Origin of the sequence: Atopobium sp. oral taxon 199 str. F0494, assembly GCF_000411555.1 — a bacterium.
Lineage (GTDB): Bacteria > Actinomycetota > Coriobacteriia > Coriobacteriales > Atopobiaceae > Lancefieldella.
The window spans coordinates 1,168,149-1,185,874 of record NZ_KE150486.1 but is presented as its reverse complement, the minus strand read 5'-3'; the positions used below and the strand labels follow the sequence as shown (position 1 = coordinate 1,185,874).

12 protein-coding genes and 2 tRNA genes are annotated in these 17,726 nt (G+C 48.8%); 1 reads left to right on the top strand and 13 read right to left on the bottom strand.

Features of this window, described 5'->3' with window-relative positions:
- Positions 1-63: 63 nt before the first annotated feature.
- From typA to HMPREF1527_RS05280, 7 genes are all read right to left on the bottom strand, one after another.
- The gene (gene typA, locus HMPREF1527_RS05310) at positions 64-1,902 is read right to left on the bottom strand and encodes a translational GTPase TypA (protein WP_035434039.1); all 1,839 of its coding nucleotides are present in this window, start codon (positions 1,900-1,902) and stop codon (positions 64-66) included.
- A gap of 236 nt (positions 1,903-2,138) precedes the next feature.
- Positions 2,139-2,606 (bottom strand): hypothetical protein, encoded by a 468-nt coding sequence (locus HMPREF1527_RS05305; RefSeq protein WP_016477673.1) that lies wholly within the window; start codon positions 2,604-2,606, stop codon positions 2,139-2,141.
- A 23-nt stretch (positions 2,607-2,629) separates the two neighbouring features.
- Positions 2,630-3,709, bottom strand: coding sequence for an ABC transporter ATP-binding protein (locus HMPREF1527_RS05300; RefSeq protein WP_016477672.1), 1,080 nt, complete (start codon positions 3,707-3,709; stop codon positions 2,630-2,632).
- A gap of 3 nt (positions 3,710-3,712) precedes the next feature.
- Positions 3,713-5,422 carry an iron ABC transporter permease gene (locus HMPREF1527_RS05295; RefSeq protein ID WP_016477671.1) on the bottom strand — a complete coding sequence of 570 codons (1,710 nt, stop codon included), beginning with the start codon at positions 5,420-5,422 and terminating at the stop codon, positions 3,713-3,715.
- 132 nt (positions 5,423-5,554) lie between these two features.
- Positions 5,555-6,712, bottom strand: coding sequence for an ABC transporter substrate-binding protein (locus HMPREF1527_RS05290; protein WP_016477670.1), 1,158 nt, complete (start codon positions 6,710-6,712; stop codon positions 5,555-5,557).
- 192 nt (positions 6,713-6,904) lie between these two features.
- Positions 6,905-6,980: transfer RNA gene (locus HMPREF1527_RS05285), tRNA-Ala, on the bottom strand.
- Positions 6,981-7,070: 90 nt separating this feature from the next.
- Positions 7,071-7,147, bottom strand: a tRNA-Ile gene (locus HMPREF1527_RS05280).
- A 173-nt stretch (positions 7,148-7,320) separates the two neighbouring features.
- Between HMPREF1527_RS05280 and HMPREF1527_RS05275 the strand changes: the two genes are divergently transcribed.
- A complete protein-coding gene (locus HMPREF1527_RS05275) occupies positions 7,321-7,827 on the top strand; it encodes a bifunctional nuclease family protein (protein ID WP_016477669.1) in 507 nt (168 codons plus the stop codon).
- 221 nt (positions 7,828-8,048) lie between these two features.
- Here HMPREF1527_RS05275 and gyrA read toward each other — a convergent pair whose 3' ends face one another.
- The 6 genes from gyrA to HMPREF1527_RS05245 all read right to left on the bottom strand — a co-directional run bounded on the left by gyrA (position 8,049) and on the right by HMPREF1527_RS05245 (position 17,662).
- Positions 8,049-10,847, bottom strand: a complete 2,799-nt coding sequence (gene gyrA, locus HMPREF1527_RS05270) for a DNA gyrase subunit A (RefSeq protein ID WP_016477668.1) — start codon at positions 10,845-10,847, stop codon at positions 8,049-8,051.
- A 60-nt stretch (positions 10,848-10,907) separates the two neighbouring features.
- Positions 10,908-12,848: a DNA topoisomerase (ATP-hydrolyzing) subunit B gene (gene gyrB, locus HMPREF1527_RS05265; RefSeq protein WP_016477667.1), complete on the bottom strand. Its 1,941-nt coding sequence runs from the start codon at positions 12,846-12,848 to the stop codon at positions 10,908-10,910.
- Between the two features lie 156 nt (positions 12,849-13,004).
- A complete protein-coding gene (locus HMPREF1527_RS05260; protein WP_016477666.1) occupies positions 13,005-13,571 on the bottom strand; it encodes a hypothetical protein in 567 nt (188 codons plus the stop codon).
- Complete coding sequence (locus HMPREF1527_RS05255) at positions 13,564-14,652, bottom strand: DNA replication/repair protein RecF (protein WP_016477665.1); 1,089 nt, start codon at positions 14,650-14,652, stop codon at positions 13,564-13,566. The genes HMPREF1527_RS05260 and HMPREF1527_RS05255 overlap by 8 nt, the downstream gene beginning before the upstream one ends.
- Positions 14,653-14,661: 9 nt before the next feature.
- Entirely contained in the window at positions 14,662-15,762 is a 1,101-nt protein-coding gene (gene dnaN / locus HMPREF1527_RS05250) for a DNA polymerase III subunit beta (RefSeq protein ID WP_016477664.1), read from the bottom strand.
- Positions 15,763-15,988: 226 nt separating this feature from the next.
- The gene (locus HMPREF1527_RS05245) at positions 15,989-17,662 is read right to left on the bottom strand and encodes a DnaA ATPase domain-containing protein (protein WP_016477663.1); all 1,674 of its coding nucleotides are present in this window, start codon (positions 17,660-17,662) and stop codon (positions 15,989-15,991) included.
- Positions 17,663-17,726: the final 64 nt, after the last annotated feature.

Below are 17,726 nucleotides of genomic sequence, written 5' to 3'. Positions count from 1 at the left end.
TGCTCGCTCTTCTGAAGGCCGCTGTTTCTCAATCGCCTGAAAGCACTTCTTGCTTACTTGGTTCTATTTCTTGACCATACCGTTTCGCACTGCCCACTTGCGGCGCTCGGTATCGGACAGAATACGCTTACGCATGCGGATGTTTTGCGGCGTAACCTCAACCAGCTCGTCATCCATAATATATTCCAGCGCCTCTTCCAGCGTAAACGTACGTGGAGGCGTCAGCTGCACGGAGATATCCGCCGTTGCCGAACGCTGATTACCTAAATTTTTGGTGCGAGCAATGTTGACTACCATGTCGCCAGGCTTTGAGCGCTCTCCTACCAGCATTCCCTCATAGCACTCAGTGCCCGGAGCGACAAAGAGCTGTCCGCGTTCCTGCAGCGTACCCAAGGCATAGGCAACGGCCTTCTCGGTAGACATTGATATCATAGCGCCATTTTGCCTGCCGCCAATATCGCCAGCGAAAGGACCATACTCCAGGAAAGTATGATAGAAAACAGCGTCACCATGGGTTACATTGAGGACGCGCGTTTTGAGGCCCATAATGCCGCGTGTAGGAATCTTGAACTCAAGGTGCGTCTGCGTTGCGCCAGTATTCATGCTGACCATGGTGCCGCCCGCGTTGCCAAAGACCTCAATGACTTTACCGGAATACTCACCGGGGCACTCGACAACGGCCTGCTCAATGGGCTCAACCTTGTGTCCTTGAGCGTCCTTCTTAAAAAGAACACGCGGACGCCCTACCTGAAACTCAAAGCCCTCGCGGCGCATATCCTCCATAAGGACGGAAAGGTGCAAAATACCGCGGCCGGAAACCTCAATGCCCGTCTTATCGGGAAGCTCCTCGATATGCATGGTGACATTGTTTTCCGCTTCGGTCATCAAGCGCTCTTTGAGCTGACGGCCTCCTACAATGTCTCCTTCACAACCCACTAAAGGCGAACTTGAGGGCTCAAAAATGATGGATAGCGTGGGAGGATCAATCTCGATAGGATCAAGCTCAACGGGATTTTCAGGATCAGTATATACATCGCCAATATCAGTCGATTCAATGCCTACAACGGCTCCAATATCGCCAGCGGCAACCTCAGACGTCTCTTTGCGTCCCAAATAATCAAAGGTAAAGAGCTGTTTTACCTGACTCATAGCACGAGATCCGTCATTTTTTACCACGAGAATCTTATCGCCCGTATGGATGGTGCCCGAATACACGCGCCCAATACCAATTCTGCCGACATACTCTGAGTGATCGATGGTCACACACTGCATGGCCAAAGGACCTTCAATGTCCACATCAGGAGCAGGCAAGCCCTCAACAATCATGTCCAAAAGCGGCAGCATGTTGTCATTGTCGTCTTCCGGCTTAAGCCGAGCATATCCATTTACCGCGGAAGCAAAAACCACGTGTTCCATCGTAAACTCAAGCTGCTCATCAGTGGCGCCAAGATCCATCATCAAATCGAGGGCGTCATTCACTACTTCTTCCGGGCGGGCACCATCGCGATCAATCTTGTTCACCACCATCATGATAGAAAGACCTGCATCAATGGCGTGGCGCAGAACAAAGCGTGTCTGCGGCATAGGGCCCTCAGCTGCGTCAACTAGCAAAAGCGCGCCGTCGGCCATTTTAAGCACACGCTCGACTTCGCCGCCAAAATCCGCGTGGCCAGGCGTGTCGATTACATTAATCTTAACGCCGTCATATTCAATCGAAATATTTTTGGCCAGAATGGTGATACCACGCTCGCGCTCCTGATCATTTGAGTCAAGAATACGCTCCTGAACCTGCTGATTTTCACGGAACGCGTCCGTGGCTTTCAGCATTTGGTCAACGAGCGTGGTCTTGCCGTGGTCGACGTGGGCGATAATGGCGATATTTCTAATCTTTTCCTGACGCATAGGCTTCATTTCTCCCTGTCCGTACGCGTAGCAAGAAGTACCGCCGCGCACGGCTTTTTTAAACGGTTAGCTTTGGTACTTTAGTCCAAAATCGCCGATAAATACAGAGTTTATTTTCGATACGCAGTAATTTACACGGAATTGGCGCGGGTATCGGCGTGGCATGGACGTGGGCGAAGCGCTTACCGCGGCGTGGCGTAGGTACAAGCAACGGTGTGGATAGCAGCACCGCATTCTTATAGGAGGGGCTCAAGCTCCCCTGCCGGAGCAGGATCTGTCCATGTGAAGGCGTCCCCTTTTCCCTTACCTTCCACCAGCGAAAACGCTGAATAACTTCGGTAGTTCCTCTCGCCAAATTCAAGGAGCACCGCATCGTTGTAGGCGCCATGTTCATCGGCAACGGCGCCTTCATAGACAAGCGCGTATCTCACGGGCATACCGAGATTTTGTTCCACATCACCCGCGTGCCGCGCCAAAGTCAACACTCGCTTTCGCGCTTCCTCCAAAAGCTCTTCGGGGCCATCGTCAGAAAACTCATAGCTGGCCACCATGCCCTTGTCGTCTTCAACCGCCAGCACTACGTTAAGCGTCCCACCTTCGGCGAGCACGTCAAAAGCATCGCCCATCAACGCAGAAGAGAGCTCGTCAAGTTCGGGCGAGACGCCATCTCGGCGCTTGTTCACCTTGTGCTCACGACTAGGCACGATGCCTCCTCCTATACGCTCCACTACAAAACATGCACTTCATCCCTGGTGAAGTTGACGTAAGCATGGTCTCCCACGTTATAAATCTTATGTGTGCGGGGGTTGAAGTCGGTAATTTTCACAAGCGTGTCGCCAACCATAACCTGGTAATTTTGGTAATGACCCATAAAGCGGGAAAGCACCACATCACACGTCAAGACGCCTTCATCGGCAAGCCTTGCTGACTCGGGCCGCAAAACGATGCAGCAGCTGTCCCCTTCCTTCAGGTGGGAGCATCCGCTTACCTCAAAGTTGTGGCCCTCAAACTCACACAAAGCCGTGTCGGCGTCGGTCTTTTTCGTAATCGACGCGTGCAAAAAGTTTGACTCGCCAATAAAGTCGGCGACAAATTCATCGATTGGGTGATAGTACACCGTCTGCGGATCGCCAATCTGGTCGACAACGCCCTTCTTCATAATGATGATGTTATCCGAAAGCGCCATTGCCTCGGACTGGTCGTGCGTCACGTAGATAGCAGTGATGCCTGCCTCTTGCTGTATCCGGCGAATCTCATTGCGCATATCCACGCGCAACTTCGCGTCAAGATTGGAGAGCGGCTCGTCAAAGAGCAATACGCTGGGCTCTATGACAAGGGCGCGAGCCAAGGCGACGCGCTGCTGCTGACCGCCGGAAAGCTGGTTGGTCATGCGCTCTTCCATGCCTTCAAGTCCGACAAGCGCAAGAATGTGCAGGACCTTCTCGCGAATAGTAGCCTTATCCATCTTACGGAGCTTGAGTCCATAGGCGACATTATCAAAAATGTTATAGTGTGGCAGCAGGGCGTAGCTCTGAAATACCATGGCGGTATCACGCTTGTTGGGCGTCAGTTCGTCGATTTGCTCGTCACCAAGGAAAATCTTTCCCTCATCGGGGCTCTCAAAACCGGCAATCATACGCAAAATAGTGGTTTTGCCACAGCCTGAAGGCCCAAGCAGCGTTACAAACTCGCCGGGAGCGATAGTAATATTGGCGTCTTGCACGGCGTAGAAGTCTTTGCTGGTCTTTTGGTCTTGGTAGATTTTGGAAAGATGTTCGAGGCGGATCCCTTTTTTCTCTATTGCCATGAGCTACTCCTCCTTGAGCGCGCGGCTAGTTCCAAAGTGCTTTATAGCCCAGTTCATCAGCAAAACCGAACCGTAGGTAATAACAATCAGGATTGTCGCAAAGGCGCACGCCATGCCATACGATCCTTTGCCCGCAAATTCATTGATTTGAACGGTAATAAGCAGATACTGCGGGGTTACCAGCAAAATAACGGCGGAAATTGCCGTAATGGAGCGCACGAACGCCGTAACAAGGCCTGAAAGGAACGAATCCTTAATAAGTGGCAGGGTAACCGTCATGAACACGGTAAAGCTGTCTGCGCCCATATCGTAAGCAGACTCCTCGATGGACTTGTCAATCTGGCGCAGCGCCGAAATGCCCGAGCGTGTGCCCGTAGGAAGCGAGCGCACTACAAATACGATGATTAGAATAATGCCCGTACCGTAGAGACCCTGCAAAAAGCCGGTATGCATAACGCCGCTGGAAAAACCTCGGATGTAGCCGACACCCAAAACCGTACCGGGAACAGCCATGGCAAGCATAGAAACGGCCTCGATAAAACCGCGGAACCTGAAGCGCCTCTTTACCACCAGATACGAGATAATCATCGAGAGAAGAGCGGTGATGGGCGCCGCGATGAGTGACAACATGAATGAGTCGTGGAAGGCCTGCAGACCGTGATACTTAGTGAAGACCTGTGTAAACCATTTTGTCGTAAGCTCATAGTTGGAACCCCAGGAGCGGACAAATGATCCGTAGGGAACACACAGGTACATACCTACGACAAAGAGGGCAACCGCTGCACAAAGAATGGAAAGTGGAATGCGAACTGAATTGTCGGTAATAAGCATACGTGCACGCGTCGCCTTTCCCGACAGCGTCGAGGTACTTTTCGCCTCCAGCACAAACTTTTGTACCGCAAACATGAGCAGGGTAATCGAAAGCAGGATAACTGCCATAGCAGCCGCTCCCTGCTTGTCATAGGCGCCGGTAATCTGCAGGTAGATAGTTGTTGCCAGAGTGTCGTACGAACCGCCGATAATCATGGGGTTTGCAAAGTCGGCAATCGACTCGATAAATGACACGAGAAACGCGTTACCTAATCCGGGTAAAATAAGCGGCAGCGTAACGCTGGTAAACACTTTCCAGCGGCTGGCGCCCATATCGCGCGCGGCCTCTTCCAGGGACGGGTCAATGTTTTTGAGTAGTCCTCTGAGCATCATGTAACACACGGGGAAAAAGGTCATGGCCTGTACGATGAAAATACCCCAGAACCCGTAGATATTGTTGTCAAAAATTCCCAAGAGACCACGGGTGATAAGGCCTTTTTTGCCAAACATCATAATCATGGAAAGCGACAGCACAAAGGGAGGAGAGACTACCGGAAGCATGGACACCACACGGAACAGCCCCGTCATAACGCGTGTGCGGAGCTTTACATACACCTCAACATAGGCGAAAAGGAGTCCTACAAGCGCGGACAGGATACCTACGGCAAAACCGACCCTCAGCGTATTGGTAATGGCGTTGATAAATGTGGGCATCGCCAATACGCGCGTAAACACGTCAAATGTAAATCCCTTATCCGATACAACGGAGTCAACCAAAAGAATGGCCAAGGGATACAGGATAAAGAGGGTGAGAAATGCGATGAGCACGACAATGGTCGATACCAAAATCGGGTCGCCCAGCAGCTTCTTTCTTTCAAGCCGCGCGCTTTGAGTCTTTGCCATACCGGTTCCTAACTCCATCGCACTGTATGTTCTATTCAAAACCTGTACGCAAAACCGGGTAGACAGAAATCTGTCTACCCAGCATGCGTTAGAAACCTACAGATGCTCTACTGTCGCCATACCTTATACGTATTATTCTGTCTTAAAGCGGTTGTCTCCGCCGCCTAGGGCTGTCATTACATCTTTAACGTACTGCTCGGTATTCTTCTTCGCGTCCTCAAAGTTGTAATCCATAACGTTGTTCGGATCCAGACCGTACTCCTCGGCAATCTTTGGCTGCTGAGCGTTATCAATCACCAGGAACTGATAGGAACCGTTCTCCTGAGCGAGGTTCACGCAGGCGGGAGACAGGGCGTATTCAACCCAAAGCTTTGCCGCATTGGCGTGCTCCGCTCCCTTGAAGATCGCTGTTGCACCAACCTCATAGGATGCGCCTGAACTTGGAATCTGAAGACCGATGTTGTCATGCTCCTGGTCAACAATCTGGTAGATACCGTCGTGGAGCATGCCGATGCCGATAACGCACTCGCCAGTGCCAATGGCCTTAGAGGGGCCAGAGCCGCTCTTGGTATATTGGGCGATGTTTTTATCGAGATCAACAAGATACTGCACACCCTGGTCGTGACCATACTTCTGAATAACGGTATTGATAATCAGCTTCGCAGTACCGGCGGTATTGTAGTTGGACGACCAGATAAGACCCTTATACTTAGCGTCAGTGAGGTCCTTGTAGTCCTGCGGAGGATCAACCTTGAGACGCTCAAGCTCGTTCTTATCGTACATAATACCCAAGATGCCCTTGTAAATGCCATACCAATCGTTATTCGTGCTCTTGAACTTATCAGAAATCAAGTGGGACGCGTTCTTTGGCTCATACTGCTCAAGCAGGCCTTTTGCGGATGTCACATTATAGGGATCAGTTGTGCCACCGAACCACACGTCAGCAGACGGATGTCCGTTTTCTTCCTCAATCTTTGCGGCAACTTCACCGGTGGACAGACGCTGCGCCTGAACCTCAATGCCATACAGCTTTTTGAAGTTGTTGCACACGGCATTCATATACTCCTCTTCACAGGAGCCATACACTACCAGCTTGCCCTCTTCTTTAGCGGCTTTTACCAGCTCTTCAGAAGCGCCAACAGTCTCAATAGAGTTGACGTCGGCCGCGCCTTTTGAGTCACCGCTCTTGTCGGAATCGTCTTTTTTGTCTGAATTGTTGCACGCTGCAAGACCTAGGCCGGCCGCAATCGCGCTCATGCCAAAAAAGCCGCGACGAGTAAGGTTAGTCATAAGAACTCTTTTCTCTTTTGTGGGTATCCACAGCTCCAATGAAAAGAACGTACTCTTAGTAAAATCCTACTCACTTTTTTGTGAAATGTTGCGACTTTTCGCCAAGCGGACAATATTAACGCCTTGCGGTATCCGCTTTGAATTTTTTCGACAGTAAAAAGGTCAGAGACGCACGCCTCTGACCTGAATGTTTGGTGGAGAATAGGGGGATCGAACCCCTGACCTCAGGCTTGCAAAGCCCGCGCTCTCCCAGCTGAGCTAATTCCCCGTACAGATACGCCTAAACACACCTCAGGCGCTTTTAATAATCACCCCAGCGGCGACTCGGCTATCGCTGGGGTGACTATTGTCAAGAAAGTGGTGGGCCTGACAAGGTTCGAACTTGTGACCTCCCGGTTATCAGCCGGACGCTCTGACCAACTGAGCTACAGGCCCAACGCAGGAAGCAATAATACAACGCAGCTTTCACAGGGTCAACACTTTTTTCGATTTGTTTTAAGAATACCCAACAATGGGTACAACTATCCAGCAAACATGAGATGATAGTAACTCTTTTGAGGCACTTCTCGTCTCAGAACGCGCAGGACGTTTATACAGGGGTACCAGCAGTGTCATTGCGAAAGATGGATATCAAGTCAGTCGTCGTCGGTGGGGGTCCCATCGCGTCAATTATTGTGCTCGAACCTCAAGATGCGCTCCATAAATCCTCTTTGAGGCTTCCGATTCGCATTGGCCACATAGAAGCTATGGCTATCAGCCTTGGTGTTGACCAGACGCCGCAAGGCCGCCCTCTCACCCACGACCTCATGCGCTCCCTGCTTGACGCGCTCAACGCGGACCTTAAAAGCGTGCGGATTACTGGGGTTTCGGGCACCACCTTCTTTGCGCAGCTGGAAATCATCTCCGATGAGGGAAAACACCACTATATCGATGCTCGCCCCTCTGACGCCGTTGCCCTTGCCGTCCGTACGGGATCTCCCATCTATGCTGATGAAATGGTTCTTGAAACCGCTGCAGCGCCCGATTTCGCCGATGTCGAGAAGGACGTCAAAAAGCAAGAGATAGCCGATTTCCATGAGTTTGTCGAGAGCCTTAATCCCGAGGATTTCTCGTAGAGATCTCACCCTCTCGTAGGTGCAGGATTCTTTTCCCTACCTTTTACCTTCCCTATCCTTTGCCTTCACTTCTGCTGTCTCGCGATAGCAAAAGGCACCCGAAGATATGCCTTCGGATGCCTTGTTGGAGCTTATGGCCGAGAAGAACTTCGCGTTCCCTCACTGTCACAAAAACGCCTGCGCTCGCTTTACGAACAACGAACGCACCGTCTTCTTCCTCGCTACTCTTCGTCCTCGTCAATCAGAGCGTCATCGAACTCGTCTTCGCCGTCGCCAAGGTCAATAGTTTCAGTTTCGTCAGCGTCTTTCGCACCAGCCGCTGCCAAATCAAGCATGCCTTGACCCGCACCGTGCTTCGGCGCCTTCTTCTTATGGACAATCATGCGCGCGATAGCGGAAACATGATCGTCGACGCCGATGTTCATGACTTTGACTCCCTGCGTGGAGCGACCGAGCTTAGAGATGTCTACCGCCTTGACACGGATAACTACGCCCTCTTCCGACATAATCATAATCTCATGCTGCGGGCCAACCACACGACAGGCAACCAGCTTGCCCTTCTTCGCCGTCATGGAAATGGTAAAGACACCCTGGCCGCCGCGCTTGTGCTCAGGATATTCGGAAACGGCCGTGCGCTTGCCGTAGCCCTTCTCGGTAATGACAAAGAGGTCGCCGTTGCCGTTAGTAATCTCCATGCCGAGCATCGTCGCTTCGCCTTTGAGGGTAATACCGCGCACGCCCGAGGTGCCACGGCCCATAGCACGAGCCTGAGACTCATCAAAGAGGATCGCCTTACCATCGGAGGAGCACAGGATAACCTTGTCACCCGGATGGACACGGCGGACATTGACGAGCTCATCGCCCTGCTTGAGGTTAATGGCGATAATACCGTCGCGGCGCGTACGATCATACTCAGACATAGCGGTCTTTTTAACCATGCCCTGCTTAGTGGCGAACATCAGATAGTTGTCAGCCGGGAAATCGCGGGTCGTGATAACGGCTGCAACTTTTTCTCCTTCCGCCAGCGGAAGCACATTGACGATAGCACTGCCGCGCGCGGTACGGGACCCGATTGGCAGCTCGTGAACCTTCAGGCGGTACACCTTGCCGAAGTTAGTAAAGAACATGACGTAGTCATGGGTAGAAGCGACAAAGAGATCCTCGACAAAATCATTGTCTTTGAGCGAAAGTCCCTGAACACCCTTGCCGCCACGCTTTTGAGAGCGATAAGTTGCCACCGGCAAACGCTTCACATAGCCGGCGTGGGTAACCGTAACCACCATATCTTCTTCGGCAATAAGGTCTTCAACATCCAGATTCTGTACGCCCTGCGCGGAAATCGCGGTGCGGCGCTTATTGGAGAAGCGATTGGAAATGTCTCGAAGCTCATCAGCGATAACCGCTAAGATCTTTTCCTCATGGGCAAGAAGATCCTCATAGTAGGCAATGTCCTCACGCAGCTGAGAAATCTCATCAACAAGATCTTGGCGTGCAAGACCGGTGAGGCGACGCAGACGCATCTGAAGAATGGCCTCACCTTGAATGTCATCAAGGTCAAAGCGCTCATGCATGCGCTTTTTCGCCTCGGCGTCATCTTGGGAGCTTCGAATGATGTGGACAATCTCATCGATATTATCGACAGCGGTCAGCAGGCCTTCCAAGATGTGAACACGCTTGAGCGCTTTGTCCAGATCAAACTCGATGCGCCGGCGCACTACATCAATCTGGTGGTCGATGTAGCACCGAAGAATCTCTCGTAGCGAAAGCGTGCGAGGAACACCATCGACCAGCGCCAAATCAATAATGCCGAAGTTGGCCTGAAGCTGCGTGCGCTTGTAGAGGTTGTTGAGAACAACCTGAGGAATGGCTCCCTGCTTAAGGTCGATGACAATGCGCATTCCCTTGCGGTTGGACTCATCGCGCATATCGGAAATGCCTTCGATCTTCTTTTCGTTGACCGCTTGCGCGATTTTCTCCTGAAGAAGGCCTTTGTTGACCTGATAGGGAATCTCCGTGACCACCAACCGCTGGCGACCGTTTTTAACCTGCTCAACGTGAACCTTTGAACGCACGGTAATGGAACCGCGGCCAGTTTCATAGGCGTCTTTGATACCGTCGGTGCCCATGATGATGCCGCCCGTTGGAAAGTCGGGGCCGGGAAGAACGCTCATGAGCTCTTCGGTGGTGACATCGGGGTTGTCAATCATCATGCAGACGGCGTCGGTAACCTCACCTAGATTGTGAGGAGGAATGTTGGTGGCCATACCAACGGCGATGCCTGATGAGCCGTTTACCAAAAGGTTTGGGAAACGAGCCGGAAGAACGACAGGTTCTGTCAGAGCCTCATCGTAGTTTGGCTGCATATCCACGGTGTTTTTATTGAGATCGGCCAGCATCTCCATAGCAGAGCGGGTCAGGCGAGCCTCGGTATAACGCATAGCCGCAGGAGGATCGCCATCGATGGAGCCGAAGTTACCGTGACCATCGATGAGCGGTAGGCGCATCGAGAAGTCCTGTGACATGCGGACCATTGAGTCGTAAATGGCGGAGTCACCATGCGGGTGATATTTACCCATGACTTCACCGACAGCCCAGGCGGATTTTTTGTGCGGCTTGTTAGGCGTGATGCCCGCCTCGTTCATAGCATAGAGAATACGGCGGTGCACCGGCTTCAGCCCGTCGCGCACGTCAGGAAGGGCGCGCGCCACGATAACGGACATCGAATATTCCAAAAACGATGTACGCATTTCGTCAGCCATATCGGTCGGCTTAAGCGTGCCGCCATGAATGTCGGACAGATCAAGGCGCGTGCCTGCTTCGTCCGTAATAGTATGCGACACCGTAGCGCCGGCAAGACTTACGCCGGTCTCAGCGTCAAACTCATCCTCGCCGGAAGCGTCAAACTCATCGTCATTGTCGCCATGCTCGTCATATTCATCTTCGAACTCGTTCTGGGCGTCGAGGTCTCTATCCTCTTCATTGTCCAGAAAATCATCATGCGTATGTGTATCGTCTGCCACTATCTACCCTTTCATGAACCTCAACGTATCTTTCGCGTTCCCTATTAGCAGCGAGAAGGACTAAATGTCGAGGAAGCGGACGTCTTTTGCGTGGGTTTGAATGAAGTCCTTGCGCTTCTCCACCTGATTGCCCATAAGATCGGCGACCGCGCGGTCAGCGGCCATGGCGTCATCAATGGTAACTTTTAAGAGAATGCGGTTTTTTGGCTCCATCGTAGTTGACCAGAGCTGCTCCGGATCCATTTCTCCCAGGCCTTTATAGCGCTGCACGGTATATTTTGAACTATCCTCAAACTGCTTTGCCTCGACAGCAAGCTCCTCATCGGTATAGATGTATTTACCGTGCTTTTTGCCTTTAGCCTTGATTTGATAGAGCGGGGGTTGCGCCACATAGATATAGCCGGCGTCGATCATAGGCTTCATGTACCGATAGAAGAACGTCAGAAGCAGAATACGGATGTGTGAGCCGTCAACATCAGCATCGGTCATGATGACAATCTTATGATAGCGAGCTTTCTCAAGACTGAACTCCTCACCTACGCCCGTACCAATCGCGGTAATAAGTGAGGTAATGGTATCGGAAGAAAGAGCACGGTGAGCTTGGACGCGTTCAACGTTTAGAATCTTTCCGCGCAGAGGAAGCACCGCTTGAATGGAACGGTCACGCGCCATCTTAGCGGATCCGCCTGCGGAATCTCCCTCGACAATAAAAAGTTCCGTCATTTCAGGATCTTTTACCGAGCAGTCTGCAAGCTTTCCTGGAAGCGACGCCGATTCAAGCAGACCTTTGCGCCGTGTCGCTTCGCGAGCTTTACGAGCAGCAAGGCGCCCCTTCGCCGCTTGAGTTGCCTTTTTGAGAATTTCTTTCGCTTGATTGGGATGCTCTTCAAGATATTCCGCAAGGCCGTGCGATACGATCTTATTGGTGAGCGTACGCATATAGGAGCTGCCAAGCTTTGCCTTGGTTTGACCCTCAAATTGCGGATCAGGAAGTTTGACCGAGATAACCGCCGTCAGTCCTTCGCGAATATCATCACCGGTCAACTTGGGATCTTTCTCTTTTATGATTCCTTGGCGCGTCCCATAGTCGTTGATTGCCTTGGTGAGTGCCGTACGGAATCCCTCAAGATGCATGCCGCCTTCCTCGGTATAAATGTCGTTGGCAAACGAGAGAGTACGGTCATTAAACTCGGTGTTCCACTGCATAGCAACTTCAACTTCACCCATTTTCGCAACGGGCGTATCGGGCTCGGTAGAACCTTCGATGTAGATTGGCTTAGAAAGACCGGGCAGGACGGTTTTCTCGTCATTGAGGTACTTAACGAAGTCAATAATACCGCCGGCATACTGATACTCGACGACACGAGGAGTAAGCTCACGCTCATCAATAAGGGTGATTTTGAGGTTTTTATTGAGAAACGCGGTTTCTTGCAGGCGGTCACGCAGCGTATCAAAGTTATACGTCGTTGTCTCAAAGATGGTATCGTCAGGCCAGAAGGTAATGGTAGTTCCGCATGTCTTCGTTTTGCCTATCTCTTTCATCTTTTGAGTAGTTTTACCGCGCTTAAACTCCATTTGATAAATCTTGCCATCGCGCTTAACTTCAGCAACCATGCGTTTTGAAAGCGCGTTGACGACAGAAACACCTACGCCGTGCAGACCTCCTGAAACTTTATACGCGCTGTTATCAAACTTTCCGCCTGCATGCAAGATGGTAAGAACAACCTCAAGCGTTGGCATTTTTTTCTTTGGGTGCATATCAACGGGAATGCCGCGACCATTATCTTCAACTGAAACGGAGTTATCGGCGTGCACGGTTACTTTGATTTTTGTACAAAACCCGGCAAGAGCCTCATCGACTGAGTTATCAACAATCTCCCAAACCAAATGGTGAAGGCCTGCTGAGGAAGTAGTACCGATATACATGCCAGGGCGCTTACGAACCGGCTCAAGTCCTTCAAGAACGGTAATAGAATCGTGATCGTATGTTTCTTTTGCCACCCGCTATCCTCTCTCTTGGTGAATAAAAATCCTTTCTAGTTTACTGCTTTTTTTATAAAACACCTTCAGCCTTACGAAAAACCTACTGATTTATCATTTTGAAATAGCTATAAACGCACTCTGAACGGATTTGTAGGGTAGTTTTGTTTTTTACGTCTACTTATCCTCTTTATGAAGAAATGATGCGAGAATCGCCTTATATCCTGTTTCACGCAAAGCTTCGGGGAGTGTTTTTACGATTGAAGCGATTTGTTCTTTTTCCTTAAGAGTAAGGCTTTCTTCGCTTCTGACATGATAGCTCTTTTTTTGCCTTTTTTGTATGTAGCTATCCTGTTGTATCTGCTTCTTTTTATATTTTGAGAGCTTAAAGTCGATACTTGAGAACTCCATACCAACGGTAGCCAGCCGTTGTACATACACGTCTCGCTTCGCCATTAAATCAATACGCAGAGCATTAGAATCAACGTAGATAACTAGTTTAGGAGCTTGTTTAAACTTTGCTTTTCCAACAAACGCTCCTACGGTGTGATTCCTTTCGTTTTCTCCAATAACTTTTTGCCAAGCGAGAAGAGCCGTGTGGTTTTCACTCGCTGTATCAAAGGCGCGTGTCGTTTTAAAGTAAGACGAAAGAATCTCATCAAGGGGCTTTTCACCTCCCCTTTCTTCTTGAGATACAGACCATCCACTATTGGAGAAAGCTTTGGAAAAATAGCGTCTAATCATCAAAGCTCACCACCTGCGCTGCGTCTAAAATATCCTGTGAAAAGTAACCGAGATTTGTGGTGGTGATAACGGTTTGAATGTCTGTAAGAGCAAACTTCATGATTGCTTCTCGGCGCGAGGCATCGAGCTCTGACATAACATCATCAAGCAACAAAAGGGGTTTTGTCCCAAGAATCTCTTCCGCGACGAGTACTTCCGCCATTTTTAGGGCAAGTACAACCGAGCGCTGTTGCCCTTGTGAGCCGAAGGCGCGCGCGTCCTTTCCTTCAATCATAAAAACGCAATCATCTCTATGCGGACCGACAGTCGTTTGCTGACGGCGGATGTCAATGTTGCGCGCGCGTTGTAGCGCTGTTAAAAAAAGACCTGTTAGCTCCTCTTTCGTTTGCGTCGGAGAAACATCTCCTAGCGTTGACACATATGAAAGGGAGAGGTTTTCTCCACCACTTATCTGCCTATAAATATCAGCCGTTTTTGTTTCGAGGCGTTTGAAAAGCTGTAGGCGGGCGCGTAGCAACGTAGCCCCTCCAAGCGCAACTGAACTATCCCACGCGTCAAGAAGAGCGTGATTTATTATTGCTTCTTTTAAAAGGCGGTTCCTCTGCTCAATACTTTTCGTATAAGAAGCAAGTACTTTCGCATACGTTTTGTTTGCCTGGCGGCCGAACCCATCAAACTCTTCTCGCCTTTGAGAAGCACTTCGTTTAATTAACGCTAAGTCATCAGGAGTAAAAAGGATTGACATGAGCGTACCGGAAACCTCCGATGCACGACATTTCTTTCTGTTTTTTTCAAACTGCCGCTTAAGCGGAGTAATTGTACAGGCGATGTCAATAAAACGACCATCTCCTGTAAAAACCGCCTTCACTTTTCCTTGCTCTTTTCCTTCATGAATGAGTTGCGAAGGTGTCGGCTTTCGAAACGAATATCCCGTAGTAACCATTTGAAGTGATTCAACAACATTGGTCTTTCCTGCGGCGTTTTTACCCACGAGAATAGTCGCAGCTTCTGAAAACGTAATAGCAAGTTCACAAAAGCTGCGAAAATTAACAAGAGAAAGCTGTTGAACGGTCAGACTCACGGCACATTCTTACAATCGAATAGGAATAAGCAGATAAAGATAGTTAATTTTTCCAGTTGCCTTAAAAACAGCCGGTTGAGTTTCACTGAGAAGCTCAAGTCTCACCGTATCTTGATCAGAGAGAGCATTGAGGCAATCAAAGACATAGTGATAGTTAAAGGCGACCGAAAGAGAGGTTCCTTCAACATCAGCTTTTATCGTTTCAGAAGCATCCCCTTGGTCGGGAGAAAATGCCGAAAAGCGAACTTGTCCATTATCAGCGTCAATATCAAAGCGCACCGCAGGATTTTGCATAGCCACAACAGATACGCGTTTAATAGCCGCAGAGGTCTCAGGGACCATAAGATTTAAAGCCGCATTGCATGTTTGAGGAAGTAGCTTTTTATAGTCAGGATAGTTTCCCTCAATTTTTCGTGAGATGTGCGTAGTATTTCCAAAAGAGAAGACAACTTGATTGTCGGTTGTTCCAATTAAAATCTTCTCTGTCATAGTCCTCATAGACAAAACATCATGCAGCGCTTCACCTGAAACTATAGCCTCAAATTTTTCTCCTGCAGGAGTATCGGTATTTGCATCACACACAGCAAGGCGATACGAATCGGTCGCTACCAAACGAATCGTATTCTCTTCAGCGGAAAGATGAATTCCTTGCAGAATAGGGCGAGAAACATCATGAGAAACTACTCTATATACTTTACCCACCATAGTGGCGAGAAGAGCACTTGGAAGCTCTACTGTTTTTTCAGGAATAAGCTCTGGAAAAGAAGGCCAATCTTGTACGGGAAGTATATTGAGATGATAGGTTGATCTCTGACACATTAGTTTTACTCCCCTTTCCTCATCCTGAAGAGTAATAGCGGCGTCAGGAAGGTTCTTTACAATGTTTTGAAGAACCTTTGAAGATACGACAGTTTCTCCTTCTTCTATCACATTTGCAGGGAGCTTATGGCGAATGGAAACATTTAAGTCGTTTGATTGAATCTCAAGTGTTCCTTCACTGGCTTTAAGATATATACCAAAAAGAATTGGAAGTGCTGGATTTGATCCTATTCCTTTTAAAACAATGTCAAGAGCTGTCTGTAGCGCTGATTGGTTTACGGTAAAGTTCATAACATTCCTTTCTTTATATTAAAGTATAAGAAAAAGAACAGCAGTAGTAATAAGCTCTGTTAAAAAGAAGAAAAACCTCTTCCCTTACAGGTAGATAGGGTCTTTTTTATGTAAGGAGAGACATCTTTTTTCTTCCTTTCTCGCGCTTTAAACTACCCGCTTTATAGTTTGACAGCAATAGATCACTATTTTCAACAGTTATCACCAAGTTACGAACAGGTTTTCATCATTGTTCCGCTTTTCCGCTTGTAATGTCTTGCTGAAGGTGAAAAACACGATCGTATAGCTGCTTATTATCTTTTTGCCACTCATCAACGACCTTAATACTATGTTTGATTGTTGCGTGAGATCTTCCACCAAAGTGCTTACCAATGTCTCCTAACGTTAAGTCACAGAGGTTTCTAGAAAGCCAGATTGCAATATGGCGCGCTTCGGCTATTTCTTGACTTCTCTTTTGCCCGACTAAATCGTCATGGCTGACTGCATAGCGAGAAGAGATAACCTGTTGAATTTTAGCGACGGTAATAGTTTTTGTCTCTTTTGGCCATACCGTGGCTGCTATTTTATCGATATCCTGGTGTGATATGCTTAACCCTTTCGCTTCATACCTCGTTTGTTCTCCAACGCAACGATTACAAAATCCTTCAATAACTCGAATGCTTTGACCGCTTTTTTCGGCCATATAGTGAATAGTTTCTTCGGAGAGCGTTCCACCGAGATAGGTAAGACCTTCTTGGATAGCTTCTGTATGAATACGGTCGCAAAAGGTCGTAATAAGATTGACTTTCATCTCATAACTCGGCTGCTCAATCCCTATAACTACTCCTGCGCTTACCCGAGAAGTAATGCGTTCATCAAAACCCTCTGCTCCAAGGCCGAGTTCTAACGGAGTTCGATCAGCTGCAAGGACAATCTGTTTTCCATCTGTTCTCAGTGAATTAAAGGTATCAAAAAAGAAACTTAGTGTACCTGCCTTTCCGGCAAGTTTTTGTACATCATCAATAATAAGAACATCGATATCTCTATATGCTTCAGTAAGAATTTGAGGTGCTCCATCTGCTTTGTTACGCATAGCATGAGTGTAATCATCAATGAAAGCCGTTGCGTTTTTATACACACAAAGACGGGATGGGTCATTTTCAAGAATATAGTTTTGGATAGATCGAAGAAGGTGTGTTTTTCCAAGTCCGCTGTTGCCGTAAATAAAAAGAGGATTGCCCTTTCCCTTTTCATCATTTGCGACTCGAAGAGCCTGTTCAAAGGCAAAATCATTTTCTTCGCCGACAACAAAGCGATCAAATGTCAATTTTGACGTTTCAACAGTAGTTTTTGTTTCGACAAGAGGGTTGCTGTTTCTCCGGTCAAGGATGGTTCTTTTATTAGAATCACTACTCAAACTACGCGGCTCTTCTTGCCTTGGTTTTATTGTTTCATTTGATTGTGTTTGAGAGTTCCACTTGTCAAGTTCTTGAGATGAAAAGACAGAGGAGAATGGATTAAATGAAGCTTCTTTCCTATCCTCGGCAGGGTGAGATTGGTTTTGAGAAACCTTTTCTTCTTTACTGTAAAAAGCGCCGGTGTCAGATTCTTGAGAGGGTTCTTGTAAAGAAGAGGCCGCCTGAAAATCAGTTTGTTGTCCTTGTTTAGTAAAGGTAATAGTGAGCGTCATATCCTTAAAAGCGGCTTGAGAGAGATAGTGTTCTACCACGCTTTTGTTGTTTACGATGTTGGTATATGCGCCGCGGAGGCTTGTCGTAACATAAAGAGTTGAATCATCAAGCGTACACGGAGTGCACGTCTTAAGCATAGCAATGAACTGTTCCTGTTGATGGTCCTGAATAAGGAGATCAATGGTATCCTGCCACAGAGCAGTTATGTCTGATTCAAGCGAAATGTTCATGCACACACCAAACGTCGAATGGTGAAAAGGGCTATCCAGTATAGTTGATTGTTGAAAACTTCGG